Annotated in this window: 15 protein-coding genes; 6 read left to right on the forward strand and 9 right to left on the reverse strand. The window is 60.1% G+C overall.

Annotated elements, in window-relative coordinates; translation table 11 throughout:
- Positions 1 to 192 precede the first annotated feature (192 nt).
- The 3 genes from BBF94_RS06855 to BBF94_RS06865 are packed head-to-tail and all read right to left on the reverse strand — an operon-like array spanning position 193 to position 5847.
- The gene (locus BBF94_RS06855) at positions 193 to 3342 is read right to left on the reverse strand and encodes a CusA/CzcA family heavy metal efflux RND transporter (protein WP_065258288.1); all 3150 of its coding nucleotides are present in this window, start codon (positions 3340 to 3342) and stop codon (positions 193 to 195) included.
- A gap of 15 nt (positions 3343 to 3357) precedes the next feature.
- Positions 3358 to 4551, reverse strand: a complete 1194-nt coding sequence (locus tag BBF94_RS06860; protein ID WP_065258289.1) for an efflux RND transporter periplasmic adaptor subunit — start codon at positions 4549 to 4551, stop codon at positions 3358 to 3360.
- 48 nt (positions 4552 to 4599) lie between these two features.
- Positions 4600 to 5847 (reverse strand): TolC family protein, encoded by a 1248-nt coding sequence (locus BBF94_RS06865; protein WP_065258290.1) that lies wholly within the window; start codon positions 5845 to 5847, stop codon positions 4600 to 4602.
- Positions 5848 to 6256: 409 nt separating this feature from the next.
- Between BBF94_RS06865 and BBF94_RS06875 the strand changes: the two genes are divergently transcribed.
- From BBF94_RS06875 to BBF94_RS06895, 6 genes are all read left to right on the forward strand, one after another.
- Positions 6257 to 6931 carry a heavy metal response regulator transcription factor gene (locus BBF94_RS06875; RefSeq protein WP_065258292.1) on the forward strand — a complete coding sequence of 225 codons (675 nt, stop codon included), beginning with the start codon at positions 6257 to 6259 and terminating at the stop codon, positions 6929 to 6931.
- The gene (locus tag BBF94_RS06880) at positions 6928 to 8334 is read left to right on the forward strand and encodes a heavy metal sensor histidine kinase (protein WP_065258293.1); all 1407 of its coding nucleotides are present in this window, start codon (positions 6928 to 6930) and stop codon (positions 8332 to 8334) included. Before BBF94_RS06875 ends, BBF94_RS06880 begins: the two co-directional genes overlap by 4 nt.
- 385 nt (positions 8335 to 8719) lie before the next feature.
- Entirely contained in the window at positions 8720 to 8848 is a 129-nt protein-coding gene (locus BBF94_RS28225) for a hypothetical protein (RefSeq protein WP_260520089.1), read from the forward strand.
- A gap of 49 nt (positions 8849 to 8897) precedes the next feature.
- Positions 8898 to 10121, forward strand: coding sequence for a YcaO-like family protein (locus BBF94_RS06885; RefSeq protein ID WP_065258294.1), 1224 nt, complete (start codon positions 8898 to 8900; stop codon positions 10119 to 10121).
- Complete coding sequence (locus BBF94_RS06890; protein ID WP_065258295.1) at positions 10118 to 11068, forward strand: class I SAM-dependent methyltransferase; 951 nt, start codon at positions 10118 to 10120, stop codon at positions 11066 to 11068. Before BBF94_RS06885 ends, BBF94_RS06890 begins: the two co-directional genes overlap by 4 nt.
- Positions 11065 to 11925 (forward strand): alpha/beta fold hydrolase, encoded by an 861-nt coding sequence (locus BBF94_RS06895; protein ID WP_065258296.1) that lies wholly within the window; start codon positions 11065 to 11067, stop codon positions 11923 to 11925. Before BBF94_RS06890 ends, BBF94_RS06895 begins: the two co-directional genes overlap by 4 nt.
- Before the next feature lie 43 nt (positions 11926 to 11968).
- On the opposite strand, the gene BBF94_RS06900 is transcribed toward BBF94_RS06895, so the two are convergent.
- Genes BBF94_RS06900 through BBF94_RS06925 form a run of 6 tightly spaced genes read right to left on the reverse strand, consistent with a single transcriptional unit; the run spans position 11969 to position 17921 of the window.
- Positions 11969 to 13711 (reverse strand): ABC transporter substrate-binding protein, encoded by a 1743-nt coding sequence (locus tag BBF94_RS06900; protein WP_065258297.1) that lies wholly within the window; start codon positions 13709 to 13711, stop codon positions 11969 to 11971.
- 47 nt (positions 13712 to 13758) lie between these two features.
- On the reverse strand, positions 13759 to 14031 hold the full coding sequence (locus BBF94_RS06905; protein ID WP_065258298.1) for a DUF2160 domain-containing protein: 273 nt from the start codon (positions 14029 to 14031) through the stop codon (positions 13759 to 13761).
- Between the two features lie 10 nt (positions 14032 to 14041).
- The gene (locus BBF94_RS06910) at positions 14042 to 14842 is read right to left on the reverse strand and encodes a carbohydrate ABC transporter permease (protein WP_065258299.1); all 801 of its coding nucleotides are present in this window, start codon (positions 14840 to 14842) and stop codon (positions 14042 to 14044) included.
- Positions 14843 to 14851: 9 nt separating this feature from the next.
- Positions 14852 to 15718, reverse strand: coding sequence for a carbohydrate ABC transporter permease (locus BBF94_RS06915; RefSeq protein WP_065258300.1), 867 nt, complete (start codon positions 15716 to 15718; stop codon positions 14852 to 14854).
- Positions 15715 to 16827: an ABC transporter ATP-binding protein gene (locus tag BBF94_RS06920; RefSeq protein WP_065258301.1), complete on the reverse strand. Its 1113-nt coding sequence runs from the start codon at positions 16825 to 16827 to the stop codon at positions 15715 to 15717. Before BBF94_RS06920 ends, BBF94_RS06915 begins: the two co-directional genes overlap by 4 nt.
- A complete protein-coding gene (locus BBF94_RS06925) occupies positions 16827 to 17921 on the reverse strand; it encodes an ABC transporter ATP-binding protein (protein ID WP_065258302.1) in 1095 nt (364 codons plus the stop codon). The genes BBF94_RS06920 and BBF94_RS06925 overlap by 1 nt, the downstream gene beginning before the upstream one ends.
- Positions 17922 to 18191: the final 270 nt, after the last annotated feature.

Below are 18191 nucleotides of genomic sequence, written 5' to 3' on the forward strand. Positions count from 1 at the left end.
ATCAAGGTAACAATCCGAACCTTTCGTGACGGTGGCGCCGACATTACATATCCGTCATGTGCCACCGCCCTGATGAATCAATACAAAAAACTGTGGGAGCGAGCTTGCTCGCGAAGAGGCCGTGTCAGTCGACTAATAAGTTGGATGACAGGCCGCTTTCGCGAGCAAGCTCGCTCCCACAAAAGGGATCAACTACTCAGTTGGAACAGAGTTCTCATCCCGGCGATGCGCAATCTGATACAACGCCGGCAGGATAAGCAGCGTAAGAACGGTCGAGGACAGGATCCCGCCGATCACCACCGTTGCCAGCGGTCGCTGCACCTCGGCCCCGGTGCCGGTCGCCAGGGCCATCGGGATGAAGCCCAGCGACGCCACCAGCGCGGTCATCAATACCGGTCGCAATCGTGTCAGCGCACCGACGTTGATCGCCTCGGACAGCGAACGCCCCTCCTCCCGCAGGTTGCGGATGAACGCGATCATCACCAGGCCGTTGAGCACCGCCACACCGGACAATGCAATAAACCCGACACCCGCCGAGATCGACAGCGGAATGTCCCGCAACCACAGCGCCATGACCCCGCCGGTCAACGCAAACGGAATTCCGGTGAACACCAGCAAGCCGTCCTTGAGGTTGTTGAACATCATGAATAACAGTCCGAACACCAGCAGCAACGCCACCGGCACCACGATCTGCAAACGCTTGGCCGCCGATTGCAGTTGCTCGAACTGTCCGCCCCAGGTGGTCCAGTAACCCGCCGGCACCTGCACATCACGTTCGATCACTTCGCCCGCCTCGGCGACGAACGATCCGATGTCACGCCCGCGCACGTTGGCGCTGACGATTACCAGGCGCTTGCCATTCTCGCGGCTGACCTGATTCGGCCCCAGCACCAGATCAAGACTGGCGACGTCCTTGAGCGCGATAAACCCGATCCGGTTGGTCGCGCCGTTCACGGCAGGCACCGGAATCAGCAGCGCCGACAGACCATCAAGGTCCTTGCGCATCGCATCGGACAACCGCACCACCATGTCGAACCGACGGTCACCTTCAAACAGCGTCCCGGCCTTCTGCCCGCCAACGGCCACCGCAATGGTGTCCTGCACATCGCCGACGTTGAGCCCGTAACGCGCGGCCTTGTCGCGGTCGATATTGATGGTCAACACCGGCAGGCCGGTGGTTTGCTCGACCTTGACCTCGGACGCGCCGTTGACCTTCTGCGTCGCGACGGCAATCTTCGCCGCCGTGGCGTTGAGTACATCCATGTCATCGCCGAACACCTTGACCGCCACGTCGCTGCGCACACCGGAGATCAGTTCGTTGAAGCGCAACTGAATCGGCTGCGACAGTTCATAGTTGCTCCCCGGCAAGGTCGCGGCGGCCTGTTGCAGTTCGGCCATCAGGGTTTCGCGGGACTTGCCTGGGTCCGGCCATTGCTCTTTTGGTTTGAGCATCACGTAGCTGTCGGAGATGTTCGGCGGCATCGGGTCGGAGGCGATCTCCGCCGTACCGGTACGGGCGAAGACGCGCTCGACCTCCGGCACTTTATCGAGAATCAGCGTCTCCAGACGCTGCTGCATATCCAGCGACTGCGTGAGGCTGGTGCCCGGAACGCGCAGGGCCTGCAAGGCAAAATCACCTTCACTGAGGCTCGGCACAAACTCGCTGCCCATGCGGCTGGTGAGCACGCCACTGACCACGATCACCGCCAGCGCAGCACCGACCGCCACCGTGCGACGGGACATGACCCAGGCCAGGGCCGGTGCGTACACGCGACGCGCACCGCGCATCACCACGCCCTCTTCTTCCTTGACCTTGCCGGTGACAAACAGCGCAATCGCCGCCGGCACAAAGGTGACCGACAAGAGCATGGCGCCAAGCAACGCAATGACCACGGTGAATGCCATCGGGTGGAACATTTTTCCTTCGACGCCGCTCAGGGCGAAGATCGGCAGGTACACCACCATGATGATCAACTGCCCGAAAATCAGCGGTCGCCGCGCCTCTTTCGCTGCCGCGAACACTTCATGGAAACGCTCGGATCGGGTCAGCAATCGCCCGTGATGCTGCTGTGCATGGGCCAGTCGTCGCAGAGTGTTTTCGACGATGACCACCGCACCGTCGACGATGATGCCGAAGTCCAGCGCACCGAGGCTCATCAGGTTGGCGCTGACCTTGTTGCTGAACATCCCGGTGAAAGTGAACAGCATCGACAGTGGAATCACCATCGCCGTGATCAGCGCAGCGCGGATATTGCCGAGGAACAGAAACAGGATCGCGATCACCAGAATCGCGCCTTCGACGAGGTTCTTCTTCACCGTGGCGATGGCCTTGTCGACCAGATGCGTGCGGTCGTACACCGGCACCGCAATCACGCCATCGGGCAAGGATTTGTTGATCTGTTCGAGCTTCGCAGCGACAGCCTGGGAAACCGTGCGACTGTTTTCCCCGATCAACATGAACACGGTGCCGAGCACCACTTCACGGCCGTTTTCCGTGGCGGCGCCGCTGCGCAGTTCGCGACCGATTTCCACGGTAGCGACGTTCCTGATCCGGATCGGCGTGCCATCGACATTGGCCATGACGATATTGGCAATGTCTTCGGTGCTCGCCACCTGACCCGGTGCGCGAATCAGCAATTGTTCACCACTGCGCTCGATGTAGCCGGCGCCGACGTTGGCGTTGTTGCGCTCCAGCGCCGTCACCAGATCGGTGAGGGTCAGTCGGTAGGCCGCGAGTTTTTTCGGATCGGGCGCGATCTGGTACTCCTTGGCAAAACCGCCGATGGTGTTGATCTCGGCCACGCCGGGAACGTTGCGCAGTTGCGGTTTGATGATCCAGTCCTGGATCACCCGCAGATCGGTCGGCGTGTAGGGCGTGCCGTCATCTTTCAGCGCGCCTTCCCTGGTCTCGACCGTCCACAGGAAGATCTCGCCGAGCCCGGTGGAGATCGGCCCCATCACCGCTTCCACGCCCTCGGGCAATTGCTCTTTGGCGGACTGAAGGCGTTCGTTGACCAATTGCCGGGCAAAGAACAGATCGGTGCCGTCCTTGAAGATCACCGTGACCTGAGACAATCCCGAGCGCGACAGCGAGCGGGTTTGCTCGAGCGCCGGCAAACCGGCCATCGCGGTTTCAATCGGGAAGGTGATGCGCTGCTCGGTTTCCAGCGGCGAGAACCCGGCCGCGCCGGTGTTGATCTGCACCTGGACGTTGGTGATATCGGGCACGGCGTCGATTGGCAGTTTCTGATAACTGGCGATGCCGAGGCCGGCCATGAGCAGAACGGCGAGCAGCACGATGATGCGCTGCTCGATGGCAAACTGGATCAGGCGTTCGAACATGGGAGTCTTCCGCGATTAATGACTGTGCTCGGCCGAGGCTTTGCCCAGCTCGGATTTGAGGACAAAGCTGCCGTCGCTGGCCACTTGCACGCCCGGCGCAAGTCCCGCGGTGACTTCGACCTGCCCCGCCGCGCGACCACCCAGCTCCACCACTTGCGCCTTGAAGCCGTCGTCGGTGCGCACGAACACCGTAGGTTTGTCCTCGACGGTCTGGATCGCGGCTTCCGGTACGGCGACCTGAGCCTGACGGCTGTCGGTGGCGACCAGCGCGGTGACGAACAGGCCCGGGCGCCACGAACCCTGCGGGTTTTCCAGGGTGACGCGCACGGTCGCGGTGCGGGTCTGCTCGCCGAGCAGGCTGCCGACGTAGGCCACGGTGCCGGTCACTTCAGCTTTCAATTCCGCCGCGCTGACCGTGACAGGTTTGCCCACTTGCACCTTGTTCAAGTCCTTCGGTGAAACGCCGAAGGTGACCCACACCCGCGACAAGTCCGAGAGCGTGAACGCCGCCGTGGTTTCATCAACCACCTCCCCTGGCGTCAGGTGCTTTTCCACCACCACACCGTCGAACGGTGCCCGCAGTTCATAGCGATTGCCCCCGGTGGCGACCACGCTGCCACTGAGCACGCTGATCTTTTGCCGAGCGTTGTTCACAGCGATTTCAGCTTCTTCCAGGGCCTGACGGGCCTGAAGAAAATCCTGTTCGGCGGAGATCTTGTCCTGCCACAATTTTTTCTCGCGCTCGTAAGTCGTACGCGCCAGTGCGAGGCGCCGTTGCGCGGCGGCCTGTTCACTGCGCTGATCGGAAATCTGCTGACTGGCGATCACCGCCAGCAACTGGCCCTTCTTGACCGACTGCCCGAGATTGACCGACACCGACTCGACCACCCCCGGTACCCGCGGGACCACGTGCGCGGTGCGGTCTTCGTCGAAACGCACTTCACCGGGGAACGGCAAGCCAAGACTAATGCGCTGCGCCTTCGCTTCGGCCAGTTGAATACCTGCCGCCGTGATCTGCTCCGCCGTCAATTCGATGTGTCCTTCTTCGCCATGTTCGCCTTCGGCAGCGGTACCCTCTTCTGCGTGATCCGCATGCTCGGAGGCTTCATCGGCATGCGCATCGATGCCCGAGTTGCCCGCCCACATCGAGCCGATACCAATGCCCAGCGCCAGGGACGCCGCAGCGACCACGATCAGTTTTTTATCCATGGAAACTCCTCTGCGCCGTGCATCGCGCAGTGATCAGAAAATTGAAATTCAACGGTTGTCACCGAGGTCGCCGAAAATGCGTTCGATGCGGACCCGGGCGTCGGTGGCCTCGCTCACCGCCTGGATGTATTGGCTGCGCGCATTGATCAGCGTGCGCTGGGCGTCGAGCACGTCGAGGAAGCCGAACTTGCCCATTTCGAAACCGCGCGTGGCGCTGTCCACCGCACTTTGCGCGGCGGGCAGGACGGTCTGGTCGAACGCCCGGATTTCGCCGTTGGCGGTCTGCCATTGCTCAAGGGTGGTCTGGATCTCCGTGCGCAGGCGCAACTCGGTGGCGTTGCGCAGGTCCCGTGCCTGATCGGCACGCCGCGCCGCCGCCAGCACATTGCCCTGATTGCGGTTGAACAACGGGATCGGCATCGACAGCCCGACCACGTTGACCCGCTCACGCTCGGTTTCGCTGTACTGGCTGCCGATGCTGACGGTGAGATCGGGAATCCGCTGGGACTTTTCCAGCCCCAGCGATGCCTCGCACTGATCGATCTGCAATTTCGCCAGACGCAGTTCAGCGGTCTCGTTCAGACGCTCCAGCAAACGAGTGGGCGGCGGGACCTTGGCCAGGTTCCGAGCAGTGCTTTGCACCGTGGTCGAAGTCGGCAACGGTGCGCCCATGACCTGCGCCAGTTGCTGGTACGTATTGGCCAGATCACGCTCGGCGCGGCTCAGCTCCAGGCGTACTTCCGAGAGCTGCACTTGAGCGCGAGTGCCCTCCACCGGCGACGATTTGCCCGCCTCGATCCGCCCCTGCGCCACACGCAAACCGTGCTCGGCCAGTTGCAGCGACTGCCGGGCCAGTTGCAAACGTTGCTGTGCGGTTTGCGCCGCGTTGAACGCCTGAATCACATCGGCGCGCAAAGCATTGCGCTTGCGCTCCAACTCGAGGCCGGCGGCATCCTGCGCACGGCTGGCGACGTCGATCCGGGCGCCACGTTTGCCGCCCAGTTCGATCGGCTGGCTGAGCATCACCGTGGTGGTGCGCGATTGACGCCGAGTGTCTTCGGCTTCCCACGAAACCTCGGGATTGGGGATCAGGCCCGCCTGTTTGCGGTCACCTTCGGCAATGCCGATTTCCCACTGCGCGGCGGCCAGCTCCGGGTTACCCGCGAAAGCGGTTTTCAGGGCTTGATCCAGGGTCAGGGTCGATGCACTGGCAAGGCTTGTACAGGCCAGCAACAAGAGGCCGCTGGCGGTTTTTTTCAGGCGTGAGCGCGCCGTCCGTTCTATTAAACCGGGCAATGGAAGACTTCCTTCAATCAAGAATCTTTGATTGCGCCACGGTAGGGTTTTGAACTTATCGACAAGGTGACTGGAAAATTACAAATCCGTTATCCACGTTTAATGAAAGTTGTTTTGCTCTAGGATTTCAGATTCGGATCCCGTTATAGCAATACATGGAAACAAATACGGATTAGTTATCTGCCGAATAGCACTTGCCTGAACAGAAGTCATGAAAAATTCGATCTCATCCTGCGACAGGCTGTCGCGGATGGCCGTTTTAAAGGCCCCGAACGTTGACTCTATAGCCACTACAGCCTTTACCTTGCACACCATTCAATAACAGAGACGGTCCGGAAGACCTTACAAAAACAACAACTTTCCCGGCCAACTTAATTAAATGTCCATTAAATATAAGTGGTGAAAAATCATGCGAATCCTTGTCGTCGAGGACGAGCGTAAAGCTGCCGAATACTTGCATCAGGGACTGACCGAAAGTGGTTATATCGTGGACCATGCCGTCAACGGTGCTGACGGTTTGCACCTGGCGCAGCAACAGTCTTACGACCTGATCATTCTGGACGTGAACCTGCCGGAACTCGACGGCTGGAGCGTGCTGGAACAACTGCGTCGTACTCACTCCACCCGGGTGATGATGCTCACTGCACGCGGCCGCCTGGCGGACAAGATCCGGGGGCTGGATCTGGGCGCCGACGACTATCTGGTCAAGCCGTTCGAATTCCCGGAACTGCTGGCCCGGGTGCGCACCCTGATGCGCCGCAGCGAAAACATCCCGGTACCGCAGGTGCTCAAGGTCGCCGACCTGGAACTCGATCCGGGACGCCACCGGGCCTTTCGAGGCGAACAGCGCATCGACCTGACCACCAAGGAATTCGCCCTGCTGCATCTGCTGATGCGTCAGTCCGGCGAAGTGCTGACCCGTACTCAAATCATCTCTCTGGTGTGGGACATGAATTTCGACTGCGACACCAACGTGGTCGAGGTCTCGATCCGCCGCTTGCGGGCGAAGATCGACGACCCGTTCGACCGCAAGCTGATCCATACCCTGCGCGGTGTGGGTTACGTGCTGGAGGCCCGGGAATGAAGCCGGCCAGCCTGTCGCTGCGACTGGGCCTGACCGTCAGCATTCTCGGTGCGCTGCTGGTGGTGTTCCTGGCGATCCTCGCGTACTTCGCGCTGACCCATGAGCTCAATGCGCTGTCCCGGGACAGCCTGGAAAAGAAGATGGCGCAGGTCGAACACAGCCTGTCGCTGTACGTCGATGCCAATGAAGTCAGTGGCAAGCCGCACATTCTGCTCGATCAGGTCATGGGGCATGACAACCTGACACTGACGATCTATGACCGGGGCAATTTGCGCTCGCCATTGCTCAAGTCCGGTTCGGGACTGACGGACCCACGGATTGAATTGAAAGCGCTCCGGCTGACGAGCGATCGATTGACCTACAGCGACAGCGCCGATGAGAACGGGGTGAAGTTCCTGACCGCCTCGAAGCTGATTCGCCTGAAGGACGGCAGCAGCGTGCCGGTGCTGCTGTCGATGGACAATGCCCACGACCAGGCCTTGCTCAGCGCCTATCTGCGTTCGACGCTGATCGCGCTGCCGTTGCTGCTGGTGTTCATCGGCCTGACCGCGTGGGGCGCGGTGCAGCGCGGACTGGCGCCGCTGCGGGAGTTTCGCAAGGTGGCGGCCAGGGTCACCACACAGGACCTCGACCATCGGCTCTCGGGGGTGAACATGCCTCAGGAATTGAGCGAACTGGCACACGGCATCAACGTCATGCTCGATCGTCTGGACAGCGGCGTGCAGCAGTTGTCGCAGTTTTCCGATGACCTGGCCCATGAACTGCGCACACCGATCAACAACCTGATGGGCAAGGCCCAGGTCACGTTGTCACGGGAGCGCCCGGTCGGGGAATACAAGGATGTGCTGGTGTCGTGCACCGAGGAACTCGAACGCGTTGCGCGGATAGTTTCGGACATGCTGTTTCTGGCCCAGGCCAGCCAGCCGATGGCACACGCTTCGTTCGAAGCCATAGCGCTGCAGGACGAGGCGCTCAGGGTGGCCGAGCTGTTTTCTCTGTCAGCGCAAGACAAACAGATCCACATCAAGGTGGTCGGCAGCGCTCGGGTCTCGGGGGACCGGCTGATGATCCAACGGGCGATATCGAACCTGCTCTCCAATGCCTTGCGCCACTGCCCGCCCGGTAAAACCGTTTCGCTGTTCATCGAACAGGCGCCGACTCAGGTAACGCTGCGGGTGAGCAACCCCGGCGCAGGCATCGAAGCCCGACACCTGCCGTATCTGTTCGACCGTTTTTACCGGGTCGACAGCAGCCGCACCCGCTCACAGGGCAGCACCGGCCTGGGCCTGGCCATCGTGCGTTCGATCATGAGCCTGCATCAGGGCACTGCTCAGGTGCAAAGCCATCCGGGGGCAATGACGGTATTCAGTCTGGTATTCCCCGCTTTTGCGCCAAAGCGTTAAAGCCTTCAGGCAGATTTGTGCGGTGTTTTCTCCATCTCTGTACGAAAAGTCACCGCACAATAACGCCACAACGTCACCGAGCCCCTTAGACGGGATTTTACTTTGGCTTCGCGATGAAACGTCTGACGAAGACAGGAAACAAAACAACGCCAATCCTTATTGTCCACGTGCCCACTTCTCTCACTGGTTCTGCGCCAAAACCCGTTAGAACGCATCCCTCCGCTGTTTCTGAAGCGTCAATCGACGATTTATCAGTACGTATTTCGACACGGGTAAAAGCCGTCGACGGAAACCTCCCGACATTTTTGACCCCACTATCACTGCCCTCCTAGATTCGGCTCGTGCCTGCAACGGCACATCCAAATAACAACCAAGGAGACACCCCATGGGCTACATCGGCAGCTGGAACGCCAACCCGATCGATGAGCTGGACGAACAGCAAACCCCTTCACCAGAGCAGATCGAAGCACTGCAACTGACCGAGGAAGAGCAGGCGGAACTGAACGCCGAGTGACAGGCCCCGCAGGGGCGTCGCGCCCCTGCGGACTTTCAGGATGGAAATCATGGACAAGACAAGGATGGCCGAGCGCGAGCTCACGGCCGATCAGGCAGCGCAACGTATTCAAACAGAGCTTTCACGCCTGGGCCTTTCGCCGGTAACCCGCACGATCGGCAGCAACGTCGTTGCCGTTCAGGCGAGTCTTTACGACAACGCCCGGCGCCGTGCCCGTGGCTGGGGCAAGGGTTATGCGGATCAGGCTCACCTGGGCGCGCTGTATGAAGCCCTCGAGCATTATTGGACGGATGAACGACCTGCCACCGAAGGACACCTCAAGACGGGGCACTATTTCAACGACACGCCAATCTTTGCCGATGATTCGCTTCTGCACCGGCTGACCTGCCAACGAAACAGGCGCATCCGCTGCCGGCGCTATGTCAGTCCATCGGGGCAAGACCTGTTTTCCTATCCGGTTGCACTGACGTCGCCCAACGGTACACGTCCCTGTTCGTCAACGGACATGGCCGACTGCCGCGCCGTGCAACGTTATGCCAGCAACAGCGGCACCGCCATTGGCGCCACTTGCAGCGAAGCGATGTTGCACGCTACCAACGAATGCATCGAGCGCGATGCCGTGTCACTGTTTCTGCTCGACCATTTCTACTACGAGAACCTTCCGCCCCTGCGACGGGTCGCCCGCCTCGAGGGTGCCGACGAGCTCGGCCGTCTGTGGAACGATGCCGAACAGGAAATCGGCGGTGAAATCGTACTGGTCGATATCAGCAGCGAGTTCAAGGCGCGAACCTTTCTGGCGTTCACGACAAAACCGGGAGCCCTTCCACAGGTGTTCGGCAGCGGCAGCTCTCTCGACCCGCGTCATGCAGCCTGGCGGGCACTTACTGAACTGGTGCAACTGCAGCTCAGCACCGCCGAGCCCGAGTACCAACGGCAACTGAACAATGCACTGCGCAACCTGCAGCCCTTCCCGCGCCTGTTGCGCTGCGCCCGCTTCGATCTGCAGACCTTGCTGCATCGCTGCGCTCAACACGAGATGAAGCTGCCCGCCCACGGTGAAGACCTGACCGTGGCCCGGCAACTGCGCCTGCTGACCCGGGATCTGCAGAACCACGGCCGCACGCTGGGGGCTTCGATACTGAAGCAAACCGCGCTTGGCACAACCCTGGTCAACGTGGTGATCCCCGGGCTGGAGCGTTTCTTCGTGGTTTCCAGCGGCAACGTGGCCATTCCGCAGACCCGGGGCCGCACACTGAAGAGAACCGCCGAATGAATCGACTCGATCGTACCCGGGAACTGGCATTGGCCCGCTCCATGGACCTTCACCTGAACGTGAATGGCGATATCGGCCAGTACATCGAACCATCCGGCAGCGGGCTGCATCATGTTTTTTTCCTGCGAATGAACGACGAGGTCTGGGTCGGCCGCAAGCTTGTGCAACGTGATCGGCATTTTCGATGGCAGGCCACAAGCGTACTCAAGCCCGGCATGCTGCTGGGCCCCCATCTTCATTCGTTGTGGGGTGACGAGGGTTTGTCGATCGGGTTTCGAGCGGTTTCTGCCGAACGAAAAGCGCAGACCTTCGAACGCGCATTGCGTCAGGCTGACAGCGAGATCGTGTTCCCGTTTCCGGTGCTTGACGCCTGCGGCCGGGAAGCGGTCTGCCCGGATGATTTCTGGCAATGCAGTGAATCCCTGGTCGAACTGTTGAACGACGATGAACAACATCTGCGCGAACATTGCGCGGGGCTGCTTCAGGCAAACGCCGAATCCGGCGCGATGATCTACGACCCGGCCTGTTCGACCGGCGAGTTCATTACCCGGCTCGCTCGCGCCCTGCCGGACTGTCGGTTTCTGGGGAGCGATCGCTCGGCTTCGATGATCGAACACGCCAGACAAGTTCACAGGGGCACCCGTGTCGAGTTCCGCTTGCTCGATGCGATTGAAGCCTTTGATGCGGGCATTCACTGCGATGTGTTGATACTGCGTTTCCTGAACGCCGAAGTCTTGACCCGCCGAGAAGCCCGGGCCGCATTCGAGTCGCTCATCCGTTGCGTCAAGCCTGGCGGCACAATCCTCGTTTTCGGTCACACTCCGGTGCTGATTCCCGTTACCTGGCTCGCCGCCACCCACCACCTGCAACTGGAATCCAGCGTTGCAGCGCGTCCGGGAAAAATGGAACTGTTCCAGTTCTATTGCCTGAAGGTCGCGAAAGCATGACGTTTTCCCCGCAAGGCAGAGGTTTTTACTCGACCGACGATGGTCATCAACTCTATTGGGAACGACATGGCGTCACGGGTGGCGAGCCGGTGTTTTTCCTGCATGGCGGCCCTGGCGGGCGAATCAGTCGCCATCACCTGGAATTCTTCGACCTGCGTCATTTCGACGTCATCCTGTTTGACCAACGCGGCTGCGGGCGCTCGACGCCTTATGGTGAACTGCGCGACAACTTCACCGGGCTCTGCGTGGAAGACATCGACGCCCTGCGCCAGCACTTCGGCTTCAGAAAAATCAGTGTGCTGGGCGTCTCCTGGGGCAGTTGGCTGGCAATCCAGTACCAGCAGCGCTATCCCCGCCACCTGCTGAAAACCACACTGGTTTCGGTGTTCGTGCCTTTCTCGGCCAATGTCCGGGCCTACGATCAGGCACTCATGCAGCAGTCGGCATCAGGCCGGAGCGCCAGGGACATTTTCCGTGTACTCGGCGAAGGCTGCCCGTCGCAACAACGAGAAGCCGCCATCGAATGGTTGAATGCCGTTTTGCGCCGTACGGGGCAGACAGTTTGCCCCGGCACACTGGAGCGCTTCGTCGATCAGGAAGCGGTGCTCGCCATACGTCTGGAGCTGCATTACCACCTGCACGGCTATTTCTTCCAGCCGAAGGACCAGCACCTGATCCTCGATGACAACACCCTGCTGATCCAGGGCATCCGCGATACCTTCGGCATGGCCAGCGTGCGCTGGCTCAGGCAGCGCATGAACATAAACTGCCGTTTGCTGCAGGCCGGGCATAACGCGTTCGAAAGCGCCATTCTCAAAGCCGTGCGCCGGGCGGTGAAACGTGAAATCGAGAGTTGAAAAAAACGGCACCCGAAGGTGCCGTTACATCCCGCACAAACGCTTACTGGCGTGCCGCCTCCCACGACTTGAGCAGTTCGTTGTAGCTCACGGTCTCGCCTTTCGGTTTCTCGTTGGCCAGTTTCGGTTTCGGTGCGCCCGGTTGATCGAACCAGTATTGCGCATCGCGTTCCGGGTTCATTTTCGGGGCGCAGGTGGCCTGGGCCTTGGAGCGTTCCAGACGGGTCATGATCGCGTCCTGATCCTTGGCCAGGCCGTCGAGCGCCTCTTGCGGGGTCTTGTCGCCGCTGGCGGCTTCGGCAATGTGGCTCCACCACAGTTGTGCCAGACGCGGATAGTCCGGCACGTTGGTGCCGGTCGGCGTCCACTGCACCCGGGCCGGGCTGCGATAGAACTCGACCAGACCACCAAGCTTCGGCGCCAGGTCGGTCATGGCCTGCGAGTTGATGTCCGACTCGCGGATCGGCGTCAGACCGACGATGGTTTTCTTCAGCGACACGGTTTTCGAGGTCACGAACTGCGCGTACAACCAGGCGGCGAGTTTCTGCTTCTCGGGCGTGGACTTCATGAACGTCCAGGAACCCACGTCCTGATAACCCAGTTTCATGCCCTGCTCCCAGTACGGTCCGCGCGGCGACGGCGCCATCCGCCATTTCGGCGTGCCGTCGGCGTTGACCACCGGCAGGCCCGGTTTGGTCATGTCGGCGGTGAACGCGGTGTACCAGAAGATTTGCTGGGCAATGTTGCCCTGGGACGGCACAGGACCGGACTCGGAGAAGGTCATGCCCGCCGCTTCCGGTGGTGCATACGCTTTGAGCCAGTCGACGTATTTCTGCGTGGCGAACACCGCCGCCGGGCCATTGGTGTCGCCGCCACGGGTCACACTGGAGCCCACCGGATGGCAGTCCTCGACGCGAATGCCCCACTCGTCCACCGGCAAACCGTTGGGAATGCCCTTGTCCCCGCCACCGGCCATGGAGAACCAGGCATCGGTGAAACGCCAGCCCAGGGACGGGTCTTTCTTGCCATAGTCCATGTGTCCGTAAACGCGCTTGCCGTCGATTTCCTTGACGTCTTCGCTGAAGAATTTGGCGATGTCTTCATAAGCGGACCAGTTCACCGGCACGCCCAGGTCATAACCGTACTTTTCCTTGAATTTGGCTTTCAGGTCGGCGCGTTCGAACCAGTCGGCGCGAAACCAGTACAGGTTGGCGAACTGCTGATCGGGCAATTGATAAATCTTGCCGTCCGGCGCGGTGGTGAAGGAAATGCCGATGAAGTCCTTGATGTCGAGGGTCGGCGAGGTGAAATTCTTGCCTTCGTTGGCCATCAGGTCGGTGATCGACTCGGTCTTGCCATAGCGAAAGTGCGTGCCGATCAAGTCCGAATCGTTGACCCAGCCGTCATAGATGTTCTTGTCCGACTGCATCACCGTCTGCATTTTTTCCACGACGTCGCCTTCCTGCAGCAGGTCATGGGTGAGCTTGATCCCGGTGATTTCGCTGAAGGCCTTGGCCAGTACCTTCGATTCATATTCGTGAGTAGTCAGGGTTTCGGAAACGACCTTGATGTCCATCCCGCGAAACGGCTCGGCGGCCTTGATGAACCATTTCAGTTCTTCAAGTTGCTGCTCCGGTGTCAGGGTCGACGGCTTGAACTCGTTGCCGATCCATTTTTTTGCCGCGTCCTCGTAGGCATCGGCCCAGGCGGAGGCGCTCAAACCGCTGAGTGCCAGCATGGCTGCCAATGAAATGCTATGTCGCAGCTTATTTTTCTTATCGAACATAGAGACCTCCTGTTAGGTTTTCGGAGCAAGATTGCCGAGCGATTCGACTAGCCCCAACGCATCACAGCCAACAGCCACACCAGGGACAACGCGGACGCCACCCAGATGCTCCAGTCGGTCACGCCAATCACCAGCAGATGCAGGTAGGCGCTGCCGAGAAGACCGATGAACAAGCGATCGCCACGGGTGGTGGCCATCGGCAGAAAACCTCGCCGCAGGATGCTCGGCGAACGCAGTTCCCAAGTGGTCATGCCCACCAGGATCAAGCCGATCACGATGAAAAACGCCGCCGTCGGGACTGTCCAGCTCATCCATTCCATCATCGTTTCCTCAGACCCGGCCCAGGGCAAAGCCCTTGGCCACATGGTTGCGAACAAACCAGATCACCAGCATGCCCGGCAGAATGGTCAAGACCCCCGCCGCTGCCAGCACACCCCAGTCGATCCCTGACGCCGACACCGTGCGCGTCATCACCGCCGCGATCGGTTTGGCGTTCACCGAAGTCAGCGTGCGCGCCAGCAGCAGTTCGACCCAGGAAAACATGAAGCAGAAAAACGCCGTCACACCGATTCCTGAACCGATCAGCGGGACAAAGATCTTCACGAAGAATCTGGGAAAGCTGTAGCCATCGATGTAGGCGGTTTCGTCGATTTCCTTCGGCACGCCGGACATGAACCCTTCGAGAATCCACACTGCCAGCGGCACGTTGAACAGGCAGTGCGCCAGCGCCACCGCGATATGGGTGTCGAACAGGCCAATCGACGAATACAACTGAAAGAACGGCAGCAGGAACACTGCCGGCGGCGCCATGCGGTTGGTCAGCAGCCAGAAGAACAGGTGCTTGTCGCCGAGAAAGCGGTAACGGGAAAACGCATAGGCCGCCGGCAACGCCACGCTCAGGGAAATAACCGTGTTCAGGCTCACGTAATACAGCGAGTTGAGGTAACCGGTGTACCAGCTCGGATCGGTGAAGATCACCTTGTAGTTGTGCAGCGTGAAATCCTGGGGAAACAGCGTCAGGCCGCCGAGGATTTCGGTGTTGCTTTTGAACGACATGTTCAGCAGCCAATAGATCGGCACCAGCAGGAACAGGATGTAGAGCAGCAACGGAACAAGCTTTCTTTTGCTCATGGCCGGGCCTCAGCGGTTGGCATCGCTGTGGGTCATGGCGGTATAGAACAGCCAGGACACCAGCAGGATGATCAGGAAATACACCAGCGAAAAGGCTGCCGCCGGCCCCAGGTCGAATTGGCCTACGGCCATCTGGGTCAAGGTCTGACTCAGGAAGGTCGTGGCATTGCCCGGTCCTCCACCGGTCAGCACGAACGGCTCGGTGTAGATCATGAAACTGTCCATGAAGCGCAGCATCACCGCGATCAGCAGCACGCTTTTCAGCTTGGGCAACTGGATGTGGCGGAACACCGCCCAGGCCGAAGCGCGGTCGATCCGCGCCGCCTGGTAATACACATCGGGAATGGCCCGCAGCCCGGAAAAACACAGCAGCGCCACCAGCGACGTCCAGTGCCACACGTCCATCACCAGCACCGTCACCCATGCATCCATGGTGTTGGCCGCGTAGTTGTAGCTGATGCCCATGGCGTTCAGGCTTGACCCCATCAGACCGATGTCGGCGCGGCCGAAAATCTGCCAGATGGTGCCGACCACGTTCCATGGAATCAGCAGCGGAATCGCCAGCACGATCAGCACTGCCGACGACCAGCGGCCTTTGGTCGGCATGGTCAGGGCAATGGCAATTCCCAGCGGAATTTCGATCAGCAGCACACACGCCGAATAGATGAACTGGCGCAGCAACGAGTCGTGCAGCCGTGGATCGAGCAACACCTGCTTGTACCAGTCGGCGCCGACGAAGTAGCGACTGGACTGGTCGAAGATGTCCTGCACCGAGTAGTTGACCACGGTCATCATCGGGATTACTGCGCTGAACGCTACCAACAGGAACACCGGCAACACCAGCCACCAGGCCTTGTTGTTCTGCACCTTGTTCATGGCTGTACCTCGCTGTCGGTGGCATCCAGCAGAAACTCGTCGGCATAGACCATCAGCCATTGCGCCGGGAAACTGATATACGCCGTGCCCTGCGGCACCGGTTTGTCTTCGGCCAGACGCACTTTCAGCGGTGCGCCGTCCAGATCCAGAGTCATGATCTTGTAGGTGCCGAGGTCTTCGACGTGTACGACCCGCGCCTGCATCGCGTCATCGAACGGCTCGTCCCATACATGAACGAATTCGGGGCGGATGCCGACCTTCAGGTTTTTCCACTGGCCGTGCTCGATATGCCGTTGCAGCGCGTCGGGCAGCGGCAGGTGGGTCGAGTTGAAACCCACTCCGCCCGGCTGCGGCTGCACATCGATCAGGTTCATTCCGGGACTGCCAATGAAGTAACCGACGAAGGTGTGACTTGGCCGCTCGAACAATTCCCGTGGCGTACCGAACTGGACGATCTGACCGCCGTACATCACCGCGATCTTGTCGGCGAAGGTCGAGGCCTCCAGCTGATCGTGGGTGACGTAGACCATGGTGATGTTGAACTGCTCGTGGATCTGCTTGAGCTTGCGCCGCAGTTTCCATTTCAGGTGCGGGTCGATCACCGTCAGCGGCTCATCGAACAGAATTGCCGAGACGTCGTCGCGCACCAGACCACGACCCATGGAGACTTTCTGTTTTTCGTCGGCGGTAAGGTTGCGTGCCTTTTTGTTCAGCAGGTTTTGCAGGTCGAGGACTTCGGCAATTTCCTGCACCTTGCTGTGCACCTTCGCCTCGCCCAGCCCCTGATTGCGCAGCGGAAAGGCCAGGTTGTCGAACACGGTCATGGTGTCGTAGACCACCGGAAACTGGAAAACCTGGGCGATGTTGCGTTTCTCCGGGGTCAGGTCGTTGACCGCCTGGCCGTCGAACAGCACATGCCCCTGGGACGGGCTGAGCAGGCCGGAAATGATGTTGAGCAAGGTCGACTTGCCGCAACCTGACGGGCCGAGCAAGGCATAGGCGCCGCCCTGCTCCCAGATGTGGTCCATCTCGCGGATCGCGTAGTCTTCCGGCCCGCTCGGGGTTTTGCTGTAGCTGTGGGCGAGGTGTTGCAAACGGATTTCGGCCATCAGGCAACCCTCGCGATGCGCCGGCCCGGTGCCTGCACCAGACGGCCCTGCGCATCGAACACGAACAGTTTATGGGTCGGGATATAGACGCGGATCGGCGCATCGACGTCGTACTCGTGAACGCCGGGGAGGTGCAGTACCAGCAGGAAATGCTCGTTGCGCACATGCAGGAAGGTTTCCGAGCCGCTGATCTCCGCCACCTCGACCGTCACCGCCAGTTCCAGGTCATCGTCGTTGCTCGGCACCAGCGAGATATGGCTCGGGCGCACGCCGAAACGGAACTCGCCCTCACCGACCGCACGTAAATCGACGTTCAGCGGAAAGTGCACGAAATTGGCGAAGCTGACTTCGTTGCCGGCGATACGTCCCGGCATCAGGTTGATCGGCGGCTCGGAGAACAATTCAGCCGCCAGCACCGTTTGCGGCTGGTGATAGACCTCGGTCGACAGGCCGCTCTGGATCACCCGGCCTTCGTGAAGAAGCGTGGTGGTGCCGCCCAGCGCCAGCGCTTCGTTGGGTTCAGTGGTGGCGTAGATGGCGATGGTGTGGCGCGCCTTGAACAGCTCACGCATTTCCTGACGCAGTTCTTCGCGCAGTTTGTAGTCGAGGTTGACCAGCGGCTCATCGAACAGGATCAACTCGGCATCCTTGACCAGCGCCCGGGCCATGGCGGTGCGCTGTTGCTGACCGCCGGACAGCTCCAGCGGATAACGCTGCAAGAATTTCTCGATGCGCAGCATCTTCGCGGTGTCCTGCACCTTGCTCTGGATCTGCTCGTTGGACATCCCGGCCTGGCGCAGCGGCGAAGCGATGTTCTCGAAGACCGTCATGGTCGGGTAGTTGATGAACTGCTGATAGACCATCGACACGTTGCGCAGACGCACCGGGCGCTGAGTAACATCAACCCCGCTCATCAGAATGCGCCCGCTGTCGGGCTTGTCCAGACCGGCCATCAGACGCATGAGGCTGGTCTTGCCGGACAACGTGCGTCCGAGCAGAACGTTGAAGGATCCGGGTTCGAATTTCAGATTCGCATCGTCGATCCAGGTCTGGCCGTCGACGGTGCGGCTGACGTGCTCCAGGGTAAGTGACATGGCTCGGCCTTTTTATTATTGGAGTCAAGCGATGTGTGCAACAGAGCGACATTCGTGCCAGAAACCCCAAGCCGTTGATTCGCCGCGAAAATCGCCGAAAACACAAGCAAACAACCTTCATTGCTGAACACATTTGAACAGTTCAACGATTGACAATGAACAATGGTGAACAACACTCTATCGATGGTTCTGATAAAGAACCTGTGGGAGCGAGCTTGCTCGCGATAGTGTTGGATCAGTCAATAAATGTGCTGAATGACACTCCGCTAT

The organism is Pseudomonas bananamidigenes (genome assembly GCF_001679645.1).
Classification (GTDB): Bacteria; Pseudomonadota; Gammaproteobacteria; order Pseudomonadales; family Pseudomonadaceae; genus Aquipseudomonas; species Aquipseudomonas bananamidigenes.

Coding starts and splice junctions, on each gene's coding strand:
- BBF94_RS06895 (WP_065258296.1), top strand. CDS start 11,065: ATGACGTTTTCCCCGCAAGGCAGAGGTTTTTACTCGACCGACGATGGT.
- BBF94_RS06920 (WP_065258301.1), bottom strand. CDS start 16,827: ATGGCCGAAATCCGTTTGCAACACCTCGCCCACAGCTACAGCAAAACC.
- BBF94_RS06885 (WP_065258294.1), top strand. CDS start 8,898: ATGGACAAGACAAGGATGGCCGAGCGCGAGCTCACGGCCGATCAGGCA.
- BBF94_RS06875 (WP_065258292.1), top strand. CDS start 6,257: ATGCGAATCCTTGTCGTCGAGGACGAGCGTAAAGCTGCCGAATACTTG.
- BBF94_RS06860 (WP_065258289.1), bottom strand. CDS start 4,551: ATGGATAAAAAACTGATCGTGGTCGCTGCGGCGTCCCTGGCGCTGGGC.
- BBF94_RS06915 (WP_065258300.1), bottom strand. CDS start 15,718: ATGAACAAGGTGCAGAACAACAAGGCCTGGTGGCTGGTGTTGCCGGTG.
- BBF94_RS06900 (WP_065258297.1), bottom strand. CDS start 13,711: ATGTTCGATAAGAAAAATAAGCTGCGACATAGCATTTCATTGGCAGCC.
- BBF94_RS06880 (WP_065258293.1), top strand. CDS start 6,928: ATGAAGCCGGCCAGCCTGTCGCTGCGACTGGGCCTGACCGTCAGCATT.
- BBF94_RS06910 (WP_065258299.1), bottom strand. CDS start 14,842: ATGAGCAAAAGAAAGCTTGTTCCGTTGCTGCTCTACATCCTGTTCCTG.
- BBF94_RS06905 (WP_065258298.1), bottom strand. CDS start 14,031: ATGGAATGGATGAGCTGGACAGTCCCGACGGCGGCGTTTTTCATCGTG.
- BBF94_RS06925 (WP_065258302.1), bottom strand. CDS start 17,921: ATGTCACTTACCCTGGAGCACGTCAGCCGCACCGTCGACGGCCAGACC.
- BBF94_RS28225 (WP_260520089.1), top strand. CDS start 8,720: ATGGGCTACATCGGCAGCTGGAACGCCAACCCGATCGATGAGCTGGAC.
- BBF94_RS06890 (WP_065258295.1), top strand. CDS start 10,118: ATGAATCGACTCGATCGTACCCGGGAACTGGCATTGGCCCGCTCCATG.
- BBF94_RS06855 (WP_065258288.1), bottom strand. CDS start 3,342: ATGTTCGAACGCCTGATCCAGTTTGCCATCGAGCAGCGCATCATCGTG.